Origin of the sequence: Luteibacter aegosomaticola, assembly GCF_023078475.1 — a bacterium.
GTDB lineage: Bacteria > Pseudomonadota > Gammaproteobacteria > Xanthomonadales > Rhodanobacteraceae > Luteibacter > Luteibacter aegosomaticola.
In genome coordinates this window covers 2,270,350-2,294,994 of record NZ_CP095741.1, presented here as the reverse complement: position 1 = coordinate 2,294,994, position 24,645 = coordinate 2,270,350, and the positions used below count along the sequence as shown (strand labels likewise).

Annotated in this window: 12 protein-coding genes; 11 read left to right on the top strand and 1 reads right to left on the bottom strand. The window is 66.8% G+C overall.

Translation table 11 applies throughout. The features are described 5' to 3' along the window. Nucleotides 1–367: 367 nt before the first annotated feature. Genes L2Y96_RS10050 through L2Y96_RS10000 form a run of 11 tightly spaced genes read left to right on the top strand, consistent with a single transcriptional unit; the run spans nt 368 to nt 23,678 of the window. Nucleotides 368–7,126 carry a polyketide synthase gene (locus tag L2Y96_RS10050; RefSeq protein WP_247336351.1) on the top strand — a complete coding sequence of 2,253 codons (6,759 nt, stop codon included), beginning with the start codon at nt 368–370 and terminating at the stop codon, nt 7,124–7,126. Then, a complete protein-coding gene (locus tag L2Y96_RS10045; RefSeq protein WP_247336349.1) occupies nt 7,123–13,509 on the top strand; it encodes a non-ribosomal peptide synthetase in 6,387 nt (2,128 codons plus the stop codon). Before L2Y96_RS10050 ends, L2Y96_RS10045 begins: the two co-directional genes overlap by 4 nt. Before the next feature lie 28 nt (nt 13,510–13,537). Beyond that, nucleotides 13,538–14,668 carry a glycosyltransferase family 2 protein gene (locus tag L2Y96_RS10040; RefSeq protein ID WP_247336346.1) on the top strand — a complete coding sequence of 377 codons (1,131 nt, stop codon included), beginning with the start codon at nt 13,538–13,540 and terminating at the stop codon, nt 14,666–14,668. Nucleotides 14,669–14,673: 5 nt separating this feature from the next. Next, nucleotides 14,674–15,771: a polysaccharide deacetylase family protein gene (locus L2Y96_RS10035; RefSeq protein WP_247336344.1), complete on the top strand. Its 1,098-nt coding sequence runs from the start codon at nt 14,674–14,676 to the stop codon at nt 15,769–15,771. After that, a complete protein-coding gene (locus tag L2Y96_RS10030; RefSeq protein WP_247336342.1) occupies nt 15,759–17,018 on the top strand; it encodes an O-antigen ligase family protein in 1,260 nt (419 codons plus the stop codon). Before L2Y96_RS10035 ends, L2Y96_RS10030 begins: the two co-directional genes overlap by 13 nt. After that, a complete protein-coding gene (locus tag L2Y96_RS10025; protein ID WP_247336340.1) occupies nt 17,015–18,373 on the top strand; it encodes a phenylacetate--CoA ligase family protein in 1,359 nt (452 codons plus the stop codon). Before L2Y96_RS10030 ends, L2Y96_RS10025 begins: the two co-directional genes overlap by 4 nt. After that, a complete protein-coding gene (locus L2Y96_RS10020) occupies nt 18,370–19,488 on the top strand; it encodes a glycosyltransferase (protein WP_247336337.1) in 1,119 nt (372 codons plus the stop codon). Before L2Y96_RS10025 ends, L2Y96_RS10020 begins: the two co-directional genes overlap by 4 nt. Then, nucleotides 19,485–20,657, top strand: a complete 1,173-nt coding sequence (locus tag L2Y96_RS10015; protein ID WP_247336334.1) for a glycosyltransferase family 4 protein — start codon at nt 19,485–19,487, stop codon at nt 20,655–20,657. The genes L2Y96_RS10020 and L2Y96_RS10015 overlap by 4 nt, the downstream gene beginning before the upstream one ends. Then, complete coding sequence (locus tag L2Y96_RS10010; protein WP_247336331.1) at nt 20,654–21,292, top strand: polysaccharide deacetylase family protein; 639 nt, start codon at nt 20,654–20,656, stop codon at nt 21,290–21,292. Before L2Y96_RS10015 ends, L2Y96_RS10010 begins: the two co-directional genes overlap by 4 nt. Beyond that, a complete protein-coding gene (locus L2Y96_RS10005; RefSeq protein ID WP_247336329.1) occupies nt 21,289–22,488 on the top strand; it encodes a glycosyltransferase family 4 protein in 1,200 nt (399 codons plus the stop codon). The genes L2Y96_RS10010 and L2Y96_RS10005 overlap by 4 nt, the downstream gene beginning before the upstream one ends. Further along, nucleotides 22,485–23,678, top strand: coding sequence for a hypothetical protein (locus L2Y96_RS10000; RefSeq protein WP_247336327.1), 1,194 nt, complete (start codon nt 22,485–22,487; stop codon nt 23,676–23,678). The genes L2Y96_RS10005 and L2Y96_RS10000 overlap by 4 nt, the downstream gene beginning before the upstream one ends. On the opposite strand, the gene L2Y96_RS09995 is transcribed toward L2Y96_RS10000, so the two are convergent. Beyond that, nucleotides 23,675–24,541: a hypothetical protein gene (locus L2Y96_RS09995; protein ID WP_247336325.1), complete on the bottom strand. Its 867-nt coding sequence runs from the start codon at nt 24,539–24,541 to the stop codon at nt 23,675–23,677. The two genes, L2Y96_RS10000 and L2Y96_RS09995, sit on opposite strands and share 4 nt — an antisense overlap. Between the last annotated feature and the right edge of the window lie 104 nt (nt 24,542–24,645).

Below are 24,645 nucleotides of genomic sequence, written 5' to 3'. Positions count from 1 at the left end.
GAAGCGTCATGAGCGACAGATCGCAGGTCAGGTCTTAACATAATCACCTCGAAAAGCCCCGCCACCACTGGCGGGGCTTTTCTTGCGAATGGACCGCGCCATCGGCCAAACGCCCACCCCCGGCTAGCGCGCTGGTTGTATAGGCCCGCCTTCACTCGAAGTCTATAAATGATCCCATGAGCGCCGGTGCTTCCAGCCCGGCGCCAGGCCAAGGGGGATCACATGAAGGCGGATGGGATGATGCAGGGCGTGAAGGCTCAGGGGGTTCCGGAAGGCGTGCTGGCCTTTGTGGCCGGTGCTGTTTTCGCCCCCCTGGCCATTCGGCCTATGCCGCCCTGCCGCCCGGTCGTTAGCACGGGGCACGGCGATGAATGACGGGTTTCTCCTTGATAGCGCGCGGGATGCCACGGTGCAGGGGCGCTTTGCGCTCATGGTGGCCGAGTATCCGGAGCGGGTCGCGATTGCTTCGGATGATCTGACGCTGACGTATGCCGAGCTTGATGCGCGTAGTGATGCGGTTGCCGATGGGCTGGTCGCGGCTGGGGTGGAACCGGGTTCGTATGTTGCGCTGCTGATGGAACGTTCGGCGCTGGCACTTGTGGCCGTGTTTGGTGTGTTGAAGGCGGGTGCGGCTTATTTGCCGATTGATGGGAGCTGGCCGAAGGAGCGCGTGGGGTTTGCGTTGCGGGATGCGGATGTGGCTGCTGTGGTGGCGGATGAGCCTGGCGCCGTTGGGGAGGTTGAGGTTCCGGTGTTTGGGATGGGGGAGTTTTCGGCCGAGCCGGGCTCCCATCGCGCGCAAGCGCGCTCCTACAACGGCGCCGCCGACGATCTTGCTTATGCGATGTATACCTCGGGGTCTACGGGGACGCCCAAGGGCGTGGAGATTCGGCATAAGTCGATTCTTCGCCTGGTGCTGAAGTCGGATTACATCGATTTTGATGCGCCTAAGGTTTTGCATGCGGCGCCGCTGGGGTTTGATGCGTCGACGCTGGAGATTTTTGGGCCGCTGTTGAATGGCGGTACCTGCGTGGTTTACCAGGAGCGCGTGCCGACCGGTTGCGGGATTGCCCGTACGGTGGAGAAACATGGCGCCGAGGTCGCGTGGCTGACGGCTGCGCTGTTCAATGCCATCGTCGATGATGACGCGACGAAGCTGGCGGGTCTGCGTTGCATCCTGACCGGTGGTGAGGCGCTTTCCGTACCGCACGTGCGCAAGGCGCTCGCGGCGTTGCCGGCCACCACCCTGATGAACGGCTATGGCCCCACCGAGTGCACGACGTTCACCACCACGTACACGATTCCGCATGAGCTTCCCGCTGATACCGGCTCTATTCCCATTGGCATGCCCATCGGTGAGACCTCCCTGCATGTGTGGGACGAGAACCGCCAGCCTGTCGCTGAAGGTGAGATCGGCGAACTTTATATCGGTGGTACGGGCGTGGCTCGTGGTTACCTCAACCGCCCGGAGCTGACGGCGGAGCGGTTTGTCGCTTCCGAGCACGGCACGTTGTATCGCACGGGTGATCTCGTGCGTTTTCTTCCGGATGGGAATCTCGCCTTTATCGGCCGCGTGGATGGGCAGGTGAAGATTCGTGGGTATCGGATTGAGACGGGTGAGGTTGAGTTTGCGTTGCGGGCGCTTCCGGGGGTTGCTGCTGCTGCGGTGATTGCGCGGGAGGATGTGCCTGGGGATAAGCGGTTGGTGGCTTATTACGTGCCGGTTGACGGTGCGGGGGATCGCGCGCAAGCGCGCTCCTACAGGGATGCGTTGGCCTCCGCGCTGCCTGAGTACATGGTGCCTACCGCCTGGCTGCGGATGGAGGCGTTGCCCATCAATGCGAATGGCAAGCTGGATCGCAAGGCGTTGCCTGCGCCGGACCGTGCCCGGCCGGAGCTGGCGGCGCCGTATGTGGCACCGCGGGGTGCCACCGAGCTTGCCCTTTGCACCGTCTTCGCGGAAACCCTCGGCGTGGAACGCGTCGGCCGCGAAGACAACTTCTTTGACCTGGGCGGTAACTCGTTGCTGGCGACGCGTGCGATGGCGCGCATCCATGCCGAGCTCTCCGCCACCCCTACCCTTGTCGGCTTCTTCGCGGACCCGACCCCGGCCGCGATCGCGGCCACGGTTGAAGGGCGCGCTACCCGGCAGGCGTTGGCGGGACGCCTGGCGAGTGGCGCGCCGGCGGGCGGGGAACCGGTGGCGATCATCGCCATGGCCGGCCGCTTCCCGGGTGCGCCGGATGTGGAAGCGTTCTGGGACAACCTGTGCGAAGGCCGTGAATCGATTCGGTTCTTCACGCCGGAAGAACTCGACCCCGCGGTACCGGCCAGCGACCGCGATGACCCGGGCTATGTCTTCGCCCGCGGCATCGTCGATAACGCCGGTGATTTCGATGCGCCGTTCTTCGGGATGTCGCCGCGCGAGGCCGAACTGACCGATCCGCAGCAGCGCCTGTTCATGGAGCTGTGCTGGGAATGCATGGAGCGCGCCGGTTACGTGCCTGATGGCCAGGACGTGCCGGTGGGCGTGTTCGGTGGCATGCACAACGCCACCTACTACCAGAAGCACATCAGCGGCCGCCCGGACCTGATTGAAAAGCTCGGTGCCTTCCAGGTGATGCTGGGCAACGAGAAGGATTACGTCGCCACCCGCGTGGCGCACAAGCTCAACCTCACCGGCCCGGCGATCAGCGTGAACACCGCCTGCTCGACCTCGCTGGTGGCGATCGCCCAGGCATTCGACGCGCTGCGCGCTGGCCGTTGCAACATGGCGCTGGCCGGCGGTGCGTCCATCGCCTGTCCGCCCAATAGCGGCTACATCGCGCAGGAAGGCTCGATGCTGTCGCCGGATGGCCATACCCGCACGTTCGACGTGAACGCGCAGGGCACGGTGTTCAGCGACGGCGCGGCCGTGGTGTTGCTCAAGCGCCTCTCCGATGCGTTGCGCGACGGCGATCCGATCTACGCGACGATCCGCGGTGCCGCGATCAACAACGATGGCGCCGTGAAGGCCAGCTTCACCGCACCGAACGCCGCCGGCCAGGCCGCGGTGATCACCATGGCACTGGATAACGCCGGTGTCGAAGCGCGCGATATCTCGTATATCGAAGCCCACGGCACCGCGACGCCGCTTGGCGATCCCATCGAAATCGAAGGCCTCACCCAGGCGTTCCGCCAGACCACGAACGACAACGGCTTCTGCGCCATCGGCTCGCTGAAGAGCAACGTGGGCCACCTGGTCATGGCGGCCGGTGCGGCGGGCGTGATCAAGACCGCACTGGCCATGGCCGAGCGCCGCTTGCCGCCCTCCCTGCACTTCACCGCACCGAACCCGCGCCTGAACCTCGCCGCGTCGCCCTTCGTGGTCAACGACACGCTGCGGCCGTGGCAGAGCGCCGGCCCGTTGCTGGCGGGTGTGAGCTCGTTTGGCGTGGGCGGCACCAATGCGCACGTGATCCTCGAGGAAGCCCCGGCACGCACGCCCTCGGACGCCGCGACGGGCCCGCAGCTGCTGACCCTTTCCGCACGCACGCCGGCCGCCCTCGCTGCTGCTGCCGCGCGTCTGGCCGACCACCTCACTACGCACCCGGACGGCAACCTCGCCGATACCGCGTTCACCCTGGCGCGTGGCCGCAAGGCCTTCGGCCAGCGCACGCATGTCGTCGCGGTGTCCGCCGCCGATGCCGAAGCGCGCCTGCGCGATATCGCCGCCGCTGCCATCTGCCACACATCGAGCAACCCGGCACCGGGCGTGGTCTTCCTCTTCCCGGGACAGGGCTCGCAGTACGCCGGCATGGGCCGCGAACTGCATGCCACCGAACCCGTGTTCCGCGCGGCGATCGACGAGGTGGCCTGCGCGCTGCGTGATGAACTCGGCTTCGACCTGCGTGAACGGATGTTCGATGACGACGCCGAAGCGCTCAAGGCGACCGCCCTCACCCAGCCTGCGACCTTCGCACTGGAATACGCGCTCGCCCGCCTGTGGATGAGCCTGGGCGTGCAGCCGGTGGCGATGATCGGCCATAGCGTCGGCGAATTCACTGCGGCGGTCCTGGCCGGTGTGATGTCGCTGGCGGATGCCGCCCGCCTTGTCGCACGCCGCGGCCGCCTGATGCAGGCGCTGCCGTCCGGCGCCATGCTTTCCGTTCGCCTGGGCGCCGCCGAACTGCGGGCGCGGCTCCCGGGTGCTTTGTCTCTCGCGGCCGAGAACGCTCCGAACGCCACGGTGGCCTCGGGCACGCACGCTGATGTCGATGCGTTCCGGGCGGTACTGGAAGCCGATGGCGTCGCCTGCCGGCTCCTGCATACCTCACACGCGTTCCATTCGGCGATGATGGATCCGGCTCTGGACGCGTTCCGCGCCGAGGTCGGCGCCATCGCGCTCCATGCACCGCGGCTGCCGATCATTTCTACCGCGACCGGCACACCGCTGACCGACGCCGAGGCCCTCTCGGCCGACTACTGGACCCGCCACCTGCGCGACACCGTGCGCTTCTCCCCCGCGCTGCTGCATGCGCTGGATGAGGCCACGCATGCCTTCGTCGAAGTGGGTCCGCGCAGCAGCCTCACCCAGTTGGGTCGGCAGCATGCGCAGGCGCGCGGCCGGACGTTCATCGCCTCGCTGGGTGATAACGCGGGCGAAGAGCGTGCTGCGCTGCTGAATGCCGCCGGTGCGCTATGGGCCGCGGGTGTTGGCGTGCAGGTCGATGCTTTTGATCACCGCGCCAACCGCCGCCGTGTCCGCCTGCCGACGTATCCGTTTGAACGGAAGCGGCATTGGGTGGAAGCCCGGCCTGCGGCTTCGGTCACGGCGATTGCTGCCGGGCTGCCTCTTTCGCAGCCGGCCGCCGGTGAAACCGGCGGATCGCGTGCGAAGCACGCTCCTACAGGGGGGGATAGCAGCCTTGTGGGGAGTGCGTATGCCGATACCTATGCCACACAGAGCGCGCGGCTCGATGCGCGCGAACGCGATTACGTTGAACCCTTGTCTACCTTGCTTCAGGCCCTGGAGGCCATGCCGATGCCCGCCGCTTCCGCCCGTCCGCAGCGTCTCGTGAGTGAACTGGTCGCCCTGTTCGAAGATGTATCGGGCACCGAACTCGACAACATCGACCCGGGTGCCAACTTCGTGGAACTGGGCCTGGATTCGCTTTCGCTGACCCAGGTGGCATTGCAGCTGCAGAAAACCTACGCGCTGAAGATCACCTTCCGCGAGTTGATGGATGGTTGCTCCTCGTTCGAGCGCCTCGCGGCGCATATCGATCGTCTCCTGCCGGCGGACACCACGCCGGCGGCACCCGTGGCCACGCCGGCGCCTGTCGCCGCGCCGGCCATGGCGGCGGCACCGGTGGCGCCTATCGCCGCCGGTGGTGGGTTGATCCAGGATGTGATCGCGCAGCAGATGCAGATCATGCGGGACCAGCTGGCGTTGCTGTCGGGCGCCGCCGCCCCGGCAGTGATCTCCACCCCCACACCGACAGCACCCGTAGGAGCCCACCCTGTGGGCGACGCCCTTCGCCCCAGCCCCACACAAAACGCACAAACCCCCACCGACGCCGAAGAAGCCGCCCTAACCCACACCACCTACGACGTCAAAAAAGCCTTCGGCGCCATCGCCCGCATCCACTCCGGCGGCACCGACCTCAGCAATCGCCAGCGCGCCCGCCTGGATGCCTTCATGCGCCGCTACATCGAGCGCACCAAGGCTTCGAAGGCCTACACCACCGAACACCGCGCCCACCTGGCCGACCCGCGCGTGGTCAACGGTTTCCGCCCGTTGCTCAAGGAAATCATCTACCAGATCGTGGTGGAACGCTCGAAGGGCCCGAAGGTATGGGACCTGGACGGCAACGAATATGTCGATGCGCTCAACGGCTTCGGCATGAACCTCTTCGGCTGGCAGCCGGACTTCGTGCTCGATGCAGTGCGCGACCAGCTCGACGCCGGCTACGAGATCGGCCCGCAGCACCCGCTCGCCGGCACGGTGGCGAAGCAGGTCTGCGACCTCACCGGCTTCGACCGCGCCGCCCTGTGCAACACCGGCTCCGAAGCGGTGATGGGCTGCGTACGTGTCGCACGCACCGTCACCGGCCGCGACACCCTGGTGATCTTCACCGGCTCGTACCACGGTATCTTCGACGAAGTGATCGTGCGCGGCACCAAGAAGCTGAAGTCGGTGCCGGCTGCACCGGGCATCCTGCGCAACACCTCCGAACACGTGCTGGTGCTGGATTACGGCACGCCCGAATCGCTGCAGATCATCCGCGAGCGCGCGCACGAGATCGCTGCGGTGCTGGTCGAGCCGGTGCAGAGTCGCCGCCCTGATTTCCAGCCGATCGAATTCCTGCAGGAACTGCGCGCCATTACCGAAGAAGCCGGTTCGCTGCTGATCTTCGACGAAGTGGTCACCGGTTTCCGCTCCCACCCGCGCGGCGCACAGCATGTGCTGGGCATCGATGCGGACATGGCCTCGTACGGCAAGGTCGTCGGCGGAGGCTTCCCGATCGGCGTCATCGCTGGCAAACGGCGCTTCATGGATGCGCTGGATGGCGGCGACTGGCGCTTCGGGGATGCCTCGGTGCCGACGGTCGGCGTCACCTACTTCGCCGGCACCTTCGTGCGCCACCCGCTGGCCCTGGCCGCGGCGCATGCGGTGCTCACTCACCTCACGAACCACGGTGCCGACCTGCAGGCCACGCTCAACGCCAAGGTCACCGCCATGGCCGAAGAGCTCAACGCCTTCTGCGCCAGCGTAGGCGCGCCGGTGAAGATCGTTCACTTCGCCTCGGTGTGGAAGACCACGTTCACCGAAGACCATCCGTTGCAGGACCTGTTGTTCGCGATGATGCGCAGCCGCGGCATCCACATCCTGGACAACTTCCCCTGCTTCTTCACCACCGCGCATCGCGAGGAAGACTTCGCAGCCATCGCGAGCGCGTTCCGCGAATCCATCCTTGAAATGCAGGAAGCGGAATTCCTGCCGCGCCACCGCGACACGGCCACGCTCGACCCGAACCAGCCGCCCGTACCCGGGGCACGGCTGGGCAAGGATCCGGATGGCCAGCCCGCGTGGTTCGTTCCCAACCCGGATGCGCCGGGCAAGTACCTGAGGGTTACCGCATGACGCCCAATGAGCTGGCCGCCGCCACAGCGGTCGACTATGACCCGTTCGCCGGTGCGCCCGTCGCGCACCTCGTGCCGACAACGGAACCGCAACGCGAGGTGTGGCTGGCATCCCGGCTGGAGCCGGAAGCCTCGCTGGCATACAACGAGGCGATTGCGCTCAGCCTGAAAGGCTTGCTCGACGTACCGGCCCTGGAGGGTGCGCTGCAGGCGATCGTGGATCGCCATGAAGCGCTGCGCTCCACCTTCAGCGGCGACGGCGAAAGCCTGTTCGTCGCCGAACACGTGAACGTGCCCATCGCCTTCCACGACCTGGGCCTGCTGGCCCCGTTCGAGAGCGATAGCCGGCTGATGGCGGCGTACTCACGCATCGTCACCACGCCGTTCGATCTGGAGCACGGCCCCCTGCTCCGCGCCGAGCTCTTCCGGCTCGGCCCGGATCGCCACATCCTGACCATCGCCGCCCACCACATCGTGTGCGACGGCTGGTCGTTCGGCGTGATCGTCCGCGATCTCGCCATGCTTTACGCGCAGCGCACCGGCCAGGGCCCCGGCCCGGCCGCCGCGCACGCGTTCTCGAACTTCGCGTTGGCCGAGGCCACGCACGCTGGTACGGGAACGGCACGGGAAGACGAACAGTACTGGCTGGCCCGCTTTGCCGGCACGGCTCCAGCACTGGACCTCCCCACCGACCGCTCGCGTCCGCGCCGCCGTACGTTCACCTCACGGCGCGAAGACCGCACGCTGGATAGCGCCGAGGTCGCTGCGATCAAGCGCCTCGGCGCCTCCCACGGTGCAAGCCTGTATGCCACCCTGCTCACCGGTTTCGCCCTGCTGCTGCGCCGCGTGGCGGGCCAGGACGATGTGGTGATCGGCATCCCCACCGCCGGCCAGGCCGCCGAAGGCCTGGATACGCTGGTGGGCCACGCCGTGAACGTGCTGCCGCTGCGTGCGCGCATCGACGATGCCGCCAGCTTCGGCAGCACGCTGGGGGCCGTGCGCAACGACCTGCTCGATGCGTTCGAACACCAGCGCTATACCCTCGGCAGCCTGCTGCCCAGGCTCTCCATGCCGCGCGATCCCTCGCGCCTGCCGCTGGTGAGCGTGCTGTTCAACCTGGACGCGGTGCTCGACGAGAGCACCGTGACGTTCCCGGGCCTGCGTTTCAGCGTGGATGCGATCCCGCGCGAGTACGAGAACTTCGAACTGTTCATCAACGCCGTGCAGGTCGATGGTGCGCTGCGCCTGGAGTGCCAGTACAACGCCGATCTGTTCGAGGGTGCCACGGTGCAGGGCTGGCTCGATGCCTACGCCACCCTTCTGCGCGAAGCCGCACGTGAACCCGCTGAGGCGGTGGCAAAGCTGCCGCTGGTCTCCGATGCCGTTTACCGCGAACTGGCCGCACTGCAACCGGCGCCGACGCCCTTCCCGGAGTTGCGTCTCGCCCACGAGTTCTTTGAGCAGCAGGTAGACCGCGCGCCCGAGCGCGCCGCCGTGCGTTACGGCGCCCGCTCCTTGACCTACGCCGCGCTCGAATCGCGCGCCAACCGCATCGGCAACAGCCTGCGCGAGCGTGGCATCGGCCACGGCGCGCTGGTGGGCATCTCGCTCGCCCGCGGGCTCGACATGGTCGCCGCCGTGCTTGGCGTGATGAAGTCCGGCGCTGGTTATGTGCCGCTGGATCCGGCCTTCCCCTCCGACCGCCTGGCCTTCATGGCCGAAGACGCGGCGCTCGCCGCGTTGGTGGTGGATGACGACGCACCCCTCTCCTTCGCCTTCGACGCCAGCCGGGTGCTCGCGTTGAACAGCGATGAAGTGAAGCACGCCTCGATCGACCGCCCGGAGCGCAACCGCAAGGCTGCGACGCCGGATTCCGTCGCGTATGTGATCTTCACCTCCGGCTCCACGGGTCGCCCGAAGGGCGTGCGCGTGCCGCACCGCGCCGCCGGTAATTTCCTCACCAGCATGCAGCGCGTGCCGGGCATCGCCCCGGACGACCGCCTGGTGGCGGTCACGACGCTGTCGTTCGATATCGCCTTCATGGAGCTCATGCTGCCGCTCACCAGCGGCGCCGAGATCGTGGTGGCAGGTCGCGACGATGTACGCGACGGTGCCCAGCTCCGCCGCCTGATCGAAGAGTGCGACGCCACGATGATGCAGGCCACCCCGGCCGGCTGGCGCCTGCTGGTCGATGCCGGCTGGCACGGCCGCCCGGCGTTCCGCGCGGTGTCCGGTGGCGAGCCGCTGCCGGTGGACCTGGCCGAGGCGCTGCTCGATCGCTGCGGCGAGGTGTGGAATGGCTACGGCCCGACCGAAACGACGGTGTATTCGACCTACTGGCGGGTTTCCGATCCGCGCGAAGGCATCTACATCGGCCGCCCCATCGCGAACACCACCGTGCATATCCTCGATGAGCAGGGCAACCACTGCCCGCTCGGCGTACCGGGTGAAATCCATATCGGCGGCGCGGGCGTCACGCTCGGCTACCTCGAGCGCCCGGACCTGACGGCCGAGCGTTTCCTGGCCGATCCGTGGTCGGAGACGCCGGACTCGCGCATGTACAAGACCGGCGACCGTGGCCGTTGGCTGGCCAACGGCATGCTGGAACATCTCGGCCGCCTGGATTTCCAGGTGAAGGTGCGCGGTTACCGCATCGAACCGGGCGAGATCGAATGCGTCCTCACCGATACACCGGAAGTCGCCCGCGCCGTGGTGATCGCGCGCGAAGACCGCCCGGGCGACGTGCGCCTGGTGGCCTACGTGGTCGGCCGCGATGGCGCGCACCTGGATGAAGACCTGCTGCGCGGGCGCCTGCGTGCGCGGCTGCCGGACTACATGGTGCCGCAGCACATCATGCTGCTCGACGCGATTCCGCTGCTGCCCAACGGCAAGACCGACCGCAAGGCGTTGCCGGCGCCGATGGCGCATTCGCTGGCCGAAACCGGTGAGCGCATCGCCCCGCGCAACGAGGACGAGCGCCGCGTCGCTGCCGCCATGGAGGCCGTGCTCTGCCTGCCCGACCTCGACGTGCGCGACGACTTCTTCGCCCTCGGCGGCCACTCGCTCCTGGCCGCGCAGCTCACCGCGCGGCTGAACCGCGAGTTCGGCATCACCCTTTCCTTCCGCACGCTGTTCGATGCCCCGACGATCGAGCAGCTGGCCGGGGCGATTGGCTCACAGGTCGCCAGCGGCAACACGCCGGCCGCCGCGCCTATCGTGCACCGCAACGACACCGAGCAGGATCACGCGCCGCTCTCGCTGATGCAGCGTCGCCTGTGGGCCCTGGAGCGGATGCACCCGGGCCGGGTCACCTACAACGCGCCGTCCGCGCACCGCCTGCGTGGGCGCATGGATGAGCATGCCTTCGACATGGCCTTCCAGGCGCTGATCCAGCGTCAGCCGAGCATGCGCACCGCGATCCGCGACATGGGTGCGGACGTGATGCAGGTCGTGCAGGCGCAGCTCACCTACCCGCTATTCCCGGCGGAAGACCTCAGTCACCTGCCGCCGGAGGAGCGCGACGAGCGCCTGATGGCGCGCCTGCGCGAACTGACCGATACGCCGTTTGATCTTGGCTCCGCGCCGCTGTTCAGCGCACGCATGTTCAAGCTGGCCGATGACGAACACGCGATGTTCTTCATGCCGCACCACATCATCTGGGACGGCTGGTCGTTCGATATCTTCTACAACGAGCTCTCGGCGCTGTACCGGGCATTCGCTGCGGGCCAGCCCTCGCCGCTTGCGGCCTTGCCGGTGACCTACGGCGATTTCGCCGAATGGCACGCGCACTGGCTCGAATCGCCCGCGTTCCAGACCCAGCTTTCGTTCTGGCGCGACCGCCTCGCCCAGGTGGGCGACGTGCGTGCGCTGCCCACCGATTACCCGCGCCGCCCCGGTATGTCGGGCGTGGGCAAGACCGAGTGGATCCACGTATCGCGCGAGCACACCGATGCGATGCACGACGTGGCTCGCCAGGCCGATGCCACGCTCAACATGACCCTGCTGGCCCTGTACTTCGCGATGCTCTCCAGCTCGGCGGGCCAGCGCGATCTCGTGGTTGGCACGCCGGTGCGAGCACGCAACCAGACCGAAGTCGAATCGGTCATGGGCTACTTCAACAACCTGCTACCGCTGCACGTGCACGTGGATCCGGGCCTGTCGTTCCTGGAGTTCGTGCGCCATGTGAAGCGCACCGCCATCGATGCGTTCGGCTCGCCGGATGTGCCGCTGGAATACCTGCAGCGCGAGCTGAAGGTGGGCCACGGCGCCGGCGCCACGCTGTACCAGGCCCTGTTCTCGTTCCAGGATGCCCGCCAGCGTGCGGTCGATTGGGGCGGCCTGGACCACGAGCAGATCCTGCTGTTCCAGAGTGGCGCGACCGAAGATCTCGGCATGTGGTTCCTGGAAGGCAAGCGCGGCATGGTCGGTGGCGTCACCTACAACGCCGACCTCCTGCAGGCCGGCACGGCGCGGCTCATGCGCGAGCGCTACCTCGACATGATGCACATGGTGTCGCTGAACCCCTCGATCGCCGTGGGCCAGCTCACCGCGGCCAGCACGCCGGAACGCGAGCGCATGCGTACCTGGAACGCGGGCTGCGGCGGCTCGCCGTTGCCGGCCGATCTGTTCGCCATGGTGGATGCCCAGGCGGCACGCACGCCGGACAGCACCGCCGTGCGCCACGGCCTGCGCCGTCACACCTACGCCCAGCTGATCGGCGAAGCCACGCGCATGGCGACCCTGCTGCGCGACCGCGGCGCGGTGAACGGCTCCGTGGTCGGCCTGTGCGTGGAGCCGGGCTTTGAGCGGCTGGCCGGCGCGCTGGCCATTGGCCTGACCGGTGGCACTGCTCTCCTGCTCGACCGCGCCGACCCGACCGCCCGCCTGCGCGATATCGTCACCGACGGCCGCATGACCGTGCTGCTCGGCGATGCCGCGCTGGAAACCACGCTCGACTGGCCGCGCGCCTGCGCGCTGTGGCTGGACGCCGACCATGCCGAACTGGAAGGCACCGTCGGTGACCTCAGCACCTTCGACACGCGCACCTGCGCCGAATCCGCGGCACTCGCGTTCCATGTGCCAGGCCCGGACGGGCGCGCGCACGGCGCATCGCTCTCGCATGCGGCCATCGCCGGCATGGTCCACGGCCTGGCCGAGGCCCTCGCCATCGATGCGGGCCAGTGCATCAGCGGCGACGCCATGCCCGCCGACCCGATGTCGGTGATTGAACCGCTGCTCGCGCTGTGCTGTGGCGCCGCCTGGGAGGTGCAGGAACCGCACGGCCTCGCCAACGGCGAACTCGCCGACCTCGATTGCTTCATCGCCTCACCCGAAACCTGGAACGCGCTGTTCGAACAGGGCTGGGCCGGCGATGGCCAGCTCCGCGCCGCCATGCTGGGCGGCACGCCCACCCAGGAAACCGCCACCCGCATCGCCGATGCCACCGCGGGCCTGTGGACGCTATTCGGCGATGCCATGACCGCACCGGTCGCGACCTGCGGCCGCGTCGAGCGTGCCGCGGATGCCCTACACGCCGGCCGGCCGATCGGCAGCAATGAACTGTGGATCCTCGACAGCGATGGCGAGCCCTGCCCGATCGGTGCCACTGGCGACATCGCTATCGCCGGCCATGCCCTGTCACATCGCTTCGGCACCCGCGCTACCGCCGAACATGCCGCGAACGACGAACCGATCCTGCGCACCGGCTACCGCGGCCGCTGGCTGGCCGACGGCCAGGTGCAGGTGCTGGACCGCGATGACCGCCGCATCCGCCGCCAGGGCCTCGATGTCGAGCCCGCCGCGGTAGAAGCGGTGTTGCGCGCGCAGACGGGCATCGTCCGCGCACTCGCCGTGCCACGGACCAACCGTGCCGGCGAGCAGCGCATCGATGCTTACGCGGTGGGTGCACCGGGCTTCCAGCCCGATCCGGAAAGCCTGCGCGCCGCGCTAGCTGCATGGCTGCCCGCATGGTCCATGCCCGCCCATCTGGTGCTGCTGGATGCCATGCCGCTCTTGCCCACCGGTGAGCCGGATGTCGATGCGCTGCCGCTGCCCGAAGAACGTGCGGTCTCCGACGAAGCCGACGCCTTCAGCATCGAGCCCACCACGGAGAGCGAGCGCCTGCTGGCCAGCGTGTGGCACGAGCTGCTCGGCATGAGCCGGATCCGTACCAGCGACAACTTCTTCGACGTGGGCGGCCATTCGCTGCTGGCGGTGGACATGGCGCAGCGCGTGCAGAAGCTGACCGGTATCCAGATGAACCTGCTGGATATCGCCAACGGCACGCTCGGCACCCTGGCCGCCGACCTGGCGCTGGCGACACCCGCGGCACCACCACCTGCCAAACGGAACGGCTTCCTCGGGAAGCTGTTCGGCCGCGGCTGAGCACGACGTCGACAAAGGGGGAGACGTCATGACACACATCGTCTGGTTGGCCTGCTGGGGCTCGGCGCTGCTACTCGCCCACGTGTTCGTGGGCTACCCGCTGCTGATCTGGCTGTGGGCGCGCCTGCGGCCGCGGCCGGTGGCCCGCAAGGCGTGGCTACCGACGGTGAGCATCGTGGTGGCCGTGCACGACGGCGAGCGCCACATCCGTACCAAGCTCGCCAACCTGCAGGGCCTCGATTACCCGGCCGAGCTCATCGATATCGTGATCGCCTGCGATGGCTGCCACGACAACACGGTGACCGTCGCCCGGCGTAGCACCGACCCTCGGCTGACCGTGCTCGATTTCCCGAACCGCCGCGGCAAGGCCGCCTGCGTCAACGACGCCGTCGCGCTCACCCGCGGCGAAGTGCTGCTGATGACGGATGTCCGCCAGCGGCTTTCACCTGCGGCCCTGAAGGAGCTGGTGGCCAACCTGGCCGATCCTGCCGTGGGCGCGGTGAGCGGCGAACTGCACATGGAAAACATTCGCACGGGGTTCGCCCAGGGCGTGGATTTCTACTGGCGCTACGAGAAGATGATCCGCCACGCGGAGAGCACCGCAGGCTCGATGATCGGCGTGACCGGCGCGATCTACGCGATGCGCCGCTCGCTGTTCACGCCGATGCCGCTCGGCACCGTGCTGGATGATGTCATGGTGCCCATGCGCGTCGCCGCGCAGGGCAAGCGCGTGGTGTTCGAGCCGCGCGCTATGGCGTGGGACCAGCCCTCGCAGGAACCTGAAACCGAGCGCCGCCGCAAGATCCGCACGCTCGCCGGCAATTACCAGCTTTTGCAGCTAGCCCCCTGGCTGCTTTCGCCCATCCGCAATCCGCTGTGGTTCTGTTTCATGAGCCACAAAGTGCTGCGTCTACTCGCACCCTGGCTGATCGTGGCGCTGTTCCTTAGCACGGGCTTTTTGTTCAACCGTCACCCGATGTATGCCCTGGCCTTCTGTGGCCTGGGCGCGGGTGCGTTGTTGGTGGGCCTGGCCCGCCTGCGTCCCGGTGTCGGCAGCTGGCTGCCGGCGCGGATCGCCGTAGCGTTCTTCTACCTCAACCTTTTCGCGGCGCAGGCCCTGCTTGCTTTCGCCCGTAACCGCAGGCTGCACCTATGGTGATCGATATGAACCAACGTGGCGCTCCCGGCATTCGTGGCCGGCTTGGTGAGTTGTGTTATTCCAGCGGCTTGCTGCACTCGCTGCAACGCGTGCGCTCGTGGTTGCAGCGCGATCTGCGCATCCTTGCCTATCACCGCGTCATGCCGGTGCCGGACCCGGAAACCTATCCGTTCGACATGGAGCTGATCAGCACGCCGCCGGACGAATTCCGCGAGCAGATGCGGCGCCTGAAGAAGTATTTCCGGCCCATGCGCCTGACCGATATCGTGGCCGCGCTGGACGCCGGTGAAGCACTGCCGCCGGATACGGTAGCCGTGACCTTCGACGACGGCTACGACGATAACTACCGCATCGCGGCGCCGATCCTCGATGAAGTGGGCGTGCCCGCCACGTTCTTCGTTTCCACCGGCCATATCGATACCGGCACGCCGTATCTGTACGACTGGCTGGTCCATATGATCCTGATGACGCGCGCGCCGCGCCTGGTGCTGCCCGAGCTGGGCATCGACATCGCGCTGCCTGCCGAGCGCTCGCTGCGCCGGCGTATCGCAGGCAACGTGCTGCTGCGCATGAAATGGCTCGACGCGCACGGCCAGAGCGCCATGACCGAGCGGCTGGAGCAGGAGTGGAACATGCCTTCCGCAGGCGCCCGCCCGGTCGATTGCCGGCCGATGACGTGGGACCAGGCACGTGAGATGGAAGCGGCAGGCCTGGAGTTCGGCTCGCATGGCGTGCACCACCGCATGCTGGCCCGCCTGCCGGTGGAGGAAATGGAAGCCGAGATCCTGGAATCCAAGCGCACGCTCGATCGCGAACTGCGCAACCCGGCGATCCTCATGTCGTACCCCGTGGGCGGCGACCGCGCTTACAACGAAGCGGTGATCGCCGCGACGCGCAAGGCGGGCTTCCAGCTGGCCTGCAGCTATGTCTGCGGGACCAATCCCGAGCCGTCCGAGAACCGCTATTCGCTGTACCGCCTGCCGGTGGAAGCGAACATGGGCCCGGGCTGGTTCGCGGCGATGCTGGCCCTTCCCCAGCTGATGAGCTACCCCACCGCGGCCCATGAGACCCAGGGACCGCAGGAGCAGGCATGTTCCCCCTGATCCTCCTGTATGTCGTGCTCACCATCATCCGCCCGCAGGATTACATCCCCGGGCTGGATCTGGTGCCGATCCTGCCGGCGGTGCTCGGCCTCGCTTTCCTGGCCTGGCTGACCTCGCGCGAAAAAACCTTCGAAGCCCCGCAATTCATCATCCTGCCCTGCTTCCTGCTGATCCTGATGGTGTCGCAGGTAAGCAACGGCTGGACCGGCGGCGCCATTGATGAGCTGTCTCATTTCGGGCCAGTGGTCATCGCCTTTTTCATCGTGGGTGCGTGCTGCACCACCCAGCGGCGCGTACGCGTGGCGATGGGCGTGTTCGTGGCCTGCGCCGCCGTGCTCGCCCTCCACGGCGTGGAGCAGGCGCGCACGGGCATGGGCTGGACGGGCATCCCGATTGGCGAGGGCAACCGCATCCAGTACGTGGGCATCTTCAACGACCCCAACGACCTGGGCCTGCTCTTCGCGGCCACCCTGCCCATGGCGGTGTTCCTGGGTCGCCGTGGCGCACCGGGGCGCTGGCTGTGGCTGGCCTGCGCCGTGCTGTTGCTCTACGGCACCTACCTGACGAACTCGCGCGGCGCGATGCTGGCCGTGCTGGTCGTGGCGGGCTGCTATATCTGGTACCGCAAGGGGATCATGGTGGCGGGCACCCTGGGCGTGATCGGCCTGGCGGCGCTGAAGGTGCTTTCCTCGCGCATGGACGAGCTGGATGCGGGTGAAGAATCCGCCGCCGGCCGCGTGGATGCCTGGTACGCGGGCCTGGAGATGTTCCGCGACAGCCCCCTGCTGGGCGTCGGCCCGGGTAATTTCACCGAGTACAACGAGCTCACCGCGCATAACTCCTTCGTGCTGGTGCTCGCCGAGACCGGTTTCCTGGGCTTTATCCTCTGGCTTGCCTTTGTAGGCTATGGCTTCTGGATGATGTTGACGATCGTCCGCCATCCGCATACTGCCGGCAACGAACCGGGGCGTGAGGCGGAATGGGCAATGGAAAGGCAGCTGGCCCTCACGTTGTTGCTCTCGCTGTGCGGCCTGTTTGCCGCCGCGTTCTTCCTGAGCCGCAGCTACATGGTGGTGCTGTACCTGATCGCCGCCGTGGTCGCCGGCCATTATGTGGGCGCCCGTCGCCGCTGGCCCGAGCTGCCCGCATTCCGCTTCTCCCGCGATGGCTGGCGTTGGGTGCCGGCCGCCTTCTGTGGTGTCGCCGGCCTGTTCGTGCTGGTGGCCGTGCTGCTGCGAACCCAATGAGCCTCTACGAGCCCCTGCTCCGCCACGTGCTGTGGCCCGCGTATGAAGGCGGCCTGCGCCGCCGCGAAACGCCGCGGCACCTGCGTTCGTATGCCGAGACGCAGTGGCTCTCCGCCGACGCGCTGCGCGAGTTGCAGTTCCGCCGGTTGAAGAAGCTGCTGGCCTGGTGCCAGCGCGAGGTGCCGTTCTATCGGGACCGGTGGGCGCAGATGGGGTTGTCTGTGGAAGATATCCGCACGCCTGCGGATGTTGCCTTGCTGCCGGTGTTGACGAAGGCGGATATCCGTTCCGCGGGTGATGCGCTGAAGGCGGCTTCGCTGAAGGACACGCTTGCCTATAAAGCCACCGGCGGCTCCACGGGTGAGCCGTTGCGCTTTGGCTATACCCGCGAGAGCAATGACCGTCGTGTAGCCGTGATGTGGCGTGGATACGGCTGGGCCGGTTCGCGCATGGGCCGACGGACGCTGTTCCTGTGGGGTGGCGCGGTGGGTTCGCCTACGGCGGCGCATCAGTTCAAGGACAAGGTGTACAACGCGGTGTTCGCGCGCAAGGTGCTTAACAGCTTTGCGATGACCGAGGCCAATCTTTCTTCGTATGCGGACGCCGTCGAGGCCTACCGGCCCGAGGTGATCGTGTCGTATGTGGGGCCGTTGGTGCGGCTCGCGCAGTTTCTTGTTGATACGGGCCGGCATCTCTCGCATCGCCCGGTCAGCATCATCGGCGCGGCTGAGGCCTTGCATCCGTTCCAGCGTGAGCTGATCGAACGTGCTTTTGGCGCTCCGGTGTACAACACCTATGGCTGCCGCGAGTTCATGCTCATCGCTTCGGAATGCGAGCATCGCGACGGGCTGCATGTGAATGCCGACCACCTCATGGTGGAGACGCTTTCTGCGGATGGCCAGCCTTGCACGCACGGTAGTGGCGAAGTCGCCATCACCGATCTTTTCAACTACGGCATGCCGTTCATCCGTTACGTCAACGGCGATATGGCCACGCCCTTCCATGGGCTGTGCGCGTGCGGCCGTGGGTTGCCGCTGCTGGCCAGCGTCGATGGCCGGAAGCTGGATGCGATACGCACGCCGGCGGGCCATGTGCTGCCGGGCGAGTTCTTCCCGCACATGCTGAAGGATGTGCCGGGGCTCACGCGCTTCCAGCTCGTGCAGCGCACGATCGATCGCCTCGACCTGTCCATCGTGCGTGGCGAAGCCTTCAACGACGCGTCGCTCGCGTACATCCAGCGCGAAGTGGCGAAGGTGCTGGGCGACAGTGCGCAGCTGCACTGCCATTTCGTCGACGACATCCCGCTTACCCGTAGCGGCAAGCTGCGTGTCACCGTCTCGGAGCTCGATTCGTGAACATTACCCACGTTGTCGAAAACCTGAACCGCGGTGGCCTGGAGCGCATGGTCATCGACCTTGTCACCCAGCAGCACCGCGAAGGCCACAAGGTGCAGGTGGTGTGCCTGTTCGAGCGCGGCGCCATGGCGACCGAGCTGGAGATCAAGGGCATCCCGGTGCGTGCCTGCGAGAAACGCACTGGCTTCGATCTGCGGGCCATCGGCCTGGCTCGGCAGTTCATCGACAGCCACCATACCGAGGTGCTGCATACGCATAATGCGGTGGCGCACTACCAGGCCGTGCTCGCCACGGTCGGCATGGGCATCCGCCAGGTGATCAACACACGCCACGGCATGGGCGCTACGCGCAAGCCGGGGCGACGCGAGTGGCTGTTCCGCAGGGCCATGGCGGCGACGGATTCCGTGGTGGCGGTATGCGAAGCGGCGCGCCGTGACGCGGTGAATCGCGGCATGTTCCCCGCGCGTAAATGTTGCGTGGTGCCGAATGGCATCCGACTCGATGGGTTCGACGTGGCTAACGACGCCATGCACGAACGCCTCGCGCGCCTGCTCAACGTGCCGGCGCGCACCCGGATCATCGGTACGGTTGGCCGGCTTAACTGGGCCAAGGACCAGGCCAGCCTGATTCGCGCGTTCCGGGCCGTGCGCCACCAGCGGCGCGATACCGTGCTGGTGCTGATCGGCGATGGCGAGCTGCGCGAGACCTTGCGCGCCTGCGCCTACGATGAAGGTATCGCGGGATGCGTGCACTTCCTTGGTGACCGCGATGATGTCCATGAATTGCTGCAGGGCCTCGACTTGTTCGCCTTGTCCTCGGTGACCGAAGGCTATTCGATGGCGCTGCTGGAGGCGTGCGCGGCTGGCCTGCCGATCGTGGCGACGGATGTGGGCGGGAATGCCGAGATCGTGCGGGACCGCGCCACCGGCCGGCTGGTACCTTCCTGCGATGCCCCGGCCCTGGCGGATGCCATGCTGGAGCTTCTGCAAACGACGCAGCAGGCCTCGGCGCTCGGCCGTGCCGCACGCTCGTGGGTAGAACAGAACGGTTCGCTGCAGGCCATGGCGGCCCGTTATACGCGGCTGTACCTCGGCAACATGGAGGCGCTGCCGTGAAAATCCTGGTGCTCACCAACCTGTTTCCCACGCCGTGGGATCCACGCCGGGGCACCTTCAACCGGCAGCAGTTCGAGCGGTTGGGCGAGCGGCATGAAGTGGATGTACTGACCGCCGTGGATTTCCGCGAGCGCATGGCCGGGGCTCAGGGACAGGTTCACGTGCCGCATGTGCAGCGCGATCACTTCACTTTTTATCACCCGCCGGGTATCGGCCGGTTCCTCAACGCCCTGTGCTACGTCGCCTGCGTGATGTGGCAGCGCGGGCGCGAGCTGCGCCGTGCACGATACGACGTGATCCTGGCCAGCTGGGCTTACCCGGATGCCGCAGCCGCCGCGTGGATCTCGCAGCTGCTGGGCGTGCCTTACGTGGTGAAGGTGCATGGCAGCGACCTAAATGTCCAAGCGGCCTCGCGGCTGCGCCGGCCGCAGATCCGCCATGCGCTGCGTGGCGCGGGGGCGGTGCTGGCGGTGAGTAAGGCTTTGGCGACCAAGGCTGTTGAGATTGGCGCACGGCCAGAGACCGTCGAGACGATTTACAACGGCGTCGATGGGCGGATGTTCCGTCGCGGCGACCGCCAGGCGGCACGCGAACGCCTGGGCCTGCCACCGCACGAGCCCGTGGTGCTGTACGCCGGGAACCTTAAAGTGAGTAAGGGTTGCGCCGACCTCATCGATGCGTTCCCCATGCTGGCGCGGACGCGTCGTGACGCGCGCTTGTACTTCGTGGGTGACGGTCCGGATGCGTCCGCCCTGGAGAGCCGCGCTGCCTCGCTGTGCTGCGGGGCTTCGGTACATTTCATGGGCTCCGTCGCCCATGGCGCCCTGGCAGACTGGTTCCGCGCGGCCGACCTGCTATGCCTGCCTAGCCATAACGAGGGCGTGCCGAACGTGGTGCTTGAGGCCATGGCCTGCGGCACGCCGGTGGTCGCCACTTCCGTGGGCGGCATTCCTGAAGTGGTGCCGTCGTTCGCCGGGATGCTTGTGCCGGCGCACCACCCTGATCTTCTCGCTAAAGCGCTGGCCGAGATGCTTGGCCGCCCGGTCGATGCCGAGGCCATTGCCGCACATGCGGGCACGTTCCGCTGGGATGACAACATCGACCGGCTCGAGCGCATGCTCGAGCGCGTCGCCGCCGGCGCGCCGGCTCACGTGAGTATGAATGCATGATCCGCCGACCCAAGAAACACGAACTCCTGAGCCTCTTCCCCGAACACCTGCTGATGACGCGGGCCAAGCGGGACCCGGTGTGCTACCTCAGTTTCGACGATGGCCCGGAGCCCGGGCACACGCCGAAGCTGCTGGATGTGCTCGCGCGGCACGGGGTGAAGGCGAGTTTCTTTCTCGTCGGCGAGAAGATCGAGCAGTACCCGGAGATCGTGCAGCGGATCGTCGGCGAAGGCCACATGATCGGCAACCACTCCTACAGCCACTGGTCGTTCCGGAACATGAACCTGCGCAAGCAGCTGGACGAGGTGTACCGCACCGACGCCCTGCTCCGCCTGTTCGATGACCGGCCGCACCACCGGATGCGGCCGCCGCATGGCTATATCGGAGCCCAGCTGTTGATGCATTTCGCGCGGCGGCGGCGCAGCTTCGTGTACTGGTCGTATGACAGCCTGGATTATCAGGACAAACCGATCGATTGGTTGATCGACCGCCTGCGTAACGATCCGCCCGCAGCGGGCGATATCGTGCTGATGCACGACGACAGCGACAAGGCGGCCGATGCCCTGGATACCTTGCTACCGGAGTGGCTCGCCAAGGGCATGCGCTTCGAAGCCCTGCCGGGAAGCCACGCGTGAACATCCTCTACCACCACCGCACCCGGGGGCGCCATGTCGAGGGCGTGCATATCCGTGGGATCGTGAATGCGCTGCGGGAGTTGGGGCATTCGGTGACGGTGATGTCGTTTCCTGGGGCGGATCCGGAGCGGGAGCATGAGGGTGCTGTGGCCGGCGTTCGGGTCGCGACAGCCTCGGGCGCTCCGTCCGGACGTGGCGGGCTCGCGAGCCTGGTGACGAAGCTGCCGGGCATTGTCTTCGAGATGTTCGAGCTGATCTATAACGCTGTGACCTTCGTGCGGATGCGGCGGGCGTGGCGTAGCGAGCCACCGCGGCTGATCTATGAGCGGTATTCGCTGTTCCTGTTCGCCACGATCTGGATGGCCCGCCGGCGCGGTATTCCCGTGGTGCTGGAGATCAACGACTCCGCCCTGGTGCAACGCGTGCGGCCGCTCACCCTGCGTCGGCTGGCACGGCACGTGGAGCGCTGGTGCTTTCGGCACGCCACGGGACTGGTGTTCATCTCGACCTATTTTCGTGACAAGGCGGTGGAAGCCTATGGCGAAATCGCGCCATCGGTGATTTCGCCCAATGCCGTCGACCTGCCGAGCTTCGATCCGTCGAAGTTCGATCGCGATGCGTTGCGCGCCGCCCGGGGGCTCACCGGGCTCGCCGTGTGCGGGCATATCGGGGTGTTCGCGGAATGGCATGGCGTGGATGCCTTCGTGGAAGCGATCGCCAATCGGCTGTCGCAAGCGCCAGGCCTGGCGCTGGTCTTTGTCGGCGACGGCAAGACGCTGCCCGCCGTGCGCGAATTGGTCGCCGCTCGCGGACTCAGCGATCGCGTGCTCCTGCCGGGGCGCGTGCCGCACAGCGAGATCGCCAGCTGGATCGCCTGCATGGATTACGCCGTCCTGCCCAACTCCAACCACTACGGCTCGCCGATGAAGCTGTTTGAGCTGATGGGGATGGGCGTCGCCGTGGTCGCACCTGATTACGCCCCGGTCGCCGAGGTCATCGCCGACGGCCACACCGGCTGGCTGTTCCCGCGCGGCGACGCTACCGCCTGCGTGGAGCGCGTACTCGCCCTGGCCAGCGAAGCCGAAGAGCGCCGCCGGGTCGGCCTGGCCGCACGGGAATACATCGCCAGCGAGCGCCAATGGCGCAACAACGCGGAGCAGCTGCTCACGCTGGTGCCGACGGGAGCTACCGCATGATGCTCGCCCTTCTTGTCGCCCTGGGGGCTGTCGCGCTGTTCGCTGCGGCCGTGACCGTCGCCATTCGTGCTCGAAACATGCAGTACTGGCTATGGGGCTACCTGACCCGGCGCAAGCCGCCGAAGGTCGAGGGCACCCGCCACGTGCTGTTCTGCTTTGTCGACCACTTCGAACCCAACTGGGGCCGCGTGGACATGGACCGGCAGCGCTACCGCGTCGACCGCTGGTGCAAGGAATACCGCGAGATGGCCAGCCGCCACCGCGACGCCGATGGCAAGCCACCCCAGCACGGCTTCTTCTATCCGGAAGAAGAGTACGTCGAGGAGCACCTGGACAAGATCGCGAGCCTCTGTGCCGACGGATACGGCGAGATCGAAATCCACCTGCACCACGACGACGATACGCCTGAGAACTTCGTTACCACTATCGATCGGTTTAACCGCTTGCTTCACGAGCGTCATGGCGCGCTCCCGCGCGACCCCGTCACAGGGCAGTTGAAGTTCGCGTTCATCCATGGGAACTGGTGCCTCGCCAACAGCCGGCCCGATGGCCGTTGGTGCGGCATCAACGAAGAGCTAGGCCTATTACGCAAGCTAGGCTGCTATGCGGACTTCACCCTACCCTCCGCCCCCAGCGACACCCAGACGCGCCTGTCCAATGCGATCTATTACGCCGAGGACAGCCACGGCAAGCCGAAGGGCCACGACACCGGCGTGCCGATGCGCGTGGGCGGCAAGCCGAGCGGCGATCTCCTCATCATCCAGGGCGTCCTCGGCCTCAACTGGAAGAACCGGCGCTTCGGCATCATCCCGCGGATCGAGAACTCCGATATCCGTAAAGCCTGCCCACCGACGCGCGACCGCGTGGACCAGTGGATCGACACGGGCATCCACGTCGAGGGGCGTCCGGAATGGATCTTCGTCAAGATCCATACCCACGGCACCCAGGAACGCGACATGGACACCCTGCTGGGTGCCCCGATCGATGCCATGCACACGTACCTCGAAGACCGCTACAACGACGGCGAGAAGTACGCGTTGCACTACGTGACGGCCCGGGAGATGTACAACATCGCCAAGGCCGCCGAAGCCGGTATGCGCGGAAACCCTAACATCTACCGCGACTTCGAACTTGCGCCGCCGGGGCATGCACCCGTCACGCAAGTGGCTCCGGCGGCCGAGGCACTTTAGCCGCCGGCGGTCAGCCCGCTGAGATCAAAGGTCACGACCGCGACCTCCGACGGGATGAGAACGCCGCCCGTCTCGATGTCATAAGCGGCCTCGAGCGAGAACGTTCCCGTACCCTGCACCTCGAGAATCCTCAAGACGTCATCGCAGGGCACCAGGAGCGTTGCTGCGCGGACACCGCTCCCGTCAGGCCGACCGACCTTCAGCGGCTCGAACCAGCCATCACCGATGCGCAGGTGAACGCGATCCGAGGGGCGGAACTCAGGGATAGCCAGCGGGATATCTACCGCCAGCGCCGGGACGATATCGACCTCGCGCACCACGCCATCACTGCTGCAGCTGATCTGCGGTGCCGAGAGACGCTCCTGCATATCGTGCAATCGGACCATCAGGGTCGTCGTCGGAGAGCGCTCCGTCACATCGCCCTTGGCATTGACGATCTCGTAGCTGAACTCCAGACGCCCGTTCATGCCGAACTGCTCAAGCACCTCGCGGCTGTAGCGAAACGTCAGCGGGCCGGTTGCATTGCACACACAGATGGTACCCACGACCGCCGTGCGGTAAGCGCTCCGATGGTGGATGATCGCCGTCACGGTATCGCCCTCCCGCAGCCCCTGGTAGTCCGGAATCACACCGACCAGCTCCTGCTGGGGCATGGACAATAGCGCCGCGAGCGACAACCCCTCGCGCTGAAGCTTGGCAGGGAACACGATCGCGTTCAGCTCGCGCCGCGCACCTGCCCTATATAACGCCAACATACGCACCGCCTTGCCGCGCAGGCCACGAGCCGCACCGACGGCCAGAAGCTCCGGGTCAAGCTCGGCCATCAGATCGTTGGCCTCTCGAGTAACACGTCGACGAATCATTGGACTCTCCTTACGTTGCTGTCGCGTTGATGGAGGTCGCTACGTTAGTCGTCGAGCTCGAGGCGAGGTATCGGTATCGCCCTCGCGTTTGGGGGCGTTTTTCG

Bases quoted from the DNA above. Each gene is read 5' to 3' on its own strand.
- L2Y96_RS10030 (WP_247336342.1), top strand. From the start codon at position 15,759: ATGTTCCCCCTGATCCTCCTGTATGTCGTGCTCACCATCATCCGCCCG.
- L2Y96_RS10010 (WP_247336331.1), top strand. From the start codon at position 20,654: ATGATCCGCCGACCCAAGAAACACGAACTCCTGAGCCTCTTCCCCGAA.
- L2Y96_RS10045 (WP_247336349.1), top strand. From the start codon at position 7,123: ATGACGCCCAATGAGCTGGCCGCCGCCACAGCGGTCGACTATGACCCG.
- L2Y96_RS09995 (WP_247336325.1), bottom strand. From the start codon at position 24,541: ATGATTCGTCGACGTGTTACTCGAGAGGCCAACGATCTGATGGCCGAG.
- L2Y96_RS10000 (WP_247336327.1), top strand. From the start codon at position 22,485: ATGATGCTCGCCCTTCTTGTCGCCCTGGGGGCTGTCGCGCTGTTCGCT.
- L2Y96_RS10040 (WP_247336346.1), top strand. From the start codon at position 13,538: ATGACACACATCGTCTGGTTGGCCTGCTGGGGCTCGGCGCTGCTACTC.
- L2Y96_RS10050 (WP_247336351.1), top strand. From the start codon at position 368: ATGAATGACGGGTTTCTCCTTGATAGCGCGCGGGATGCCACGGTGCAG.
- L2Y96_RS10025 (WP_247336340.1), top strand. From the start codon at position 17,015: ATGAGCCTCTACGAGCCCCTGCTCCGCCACGTGCTGTGGCCCGCGTAT.
- L2Y96_RS10035 (WP_247336344.1), top strand. From the start codon at position 14,674: ATGAACCAACGTGGCGCTCCCGGCATTCGTGGCCGGCTTGGTGAGTTG.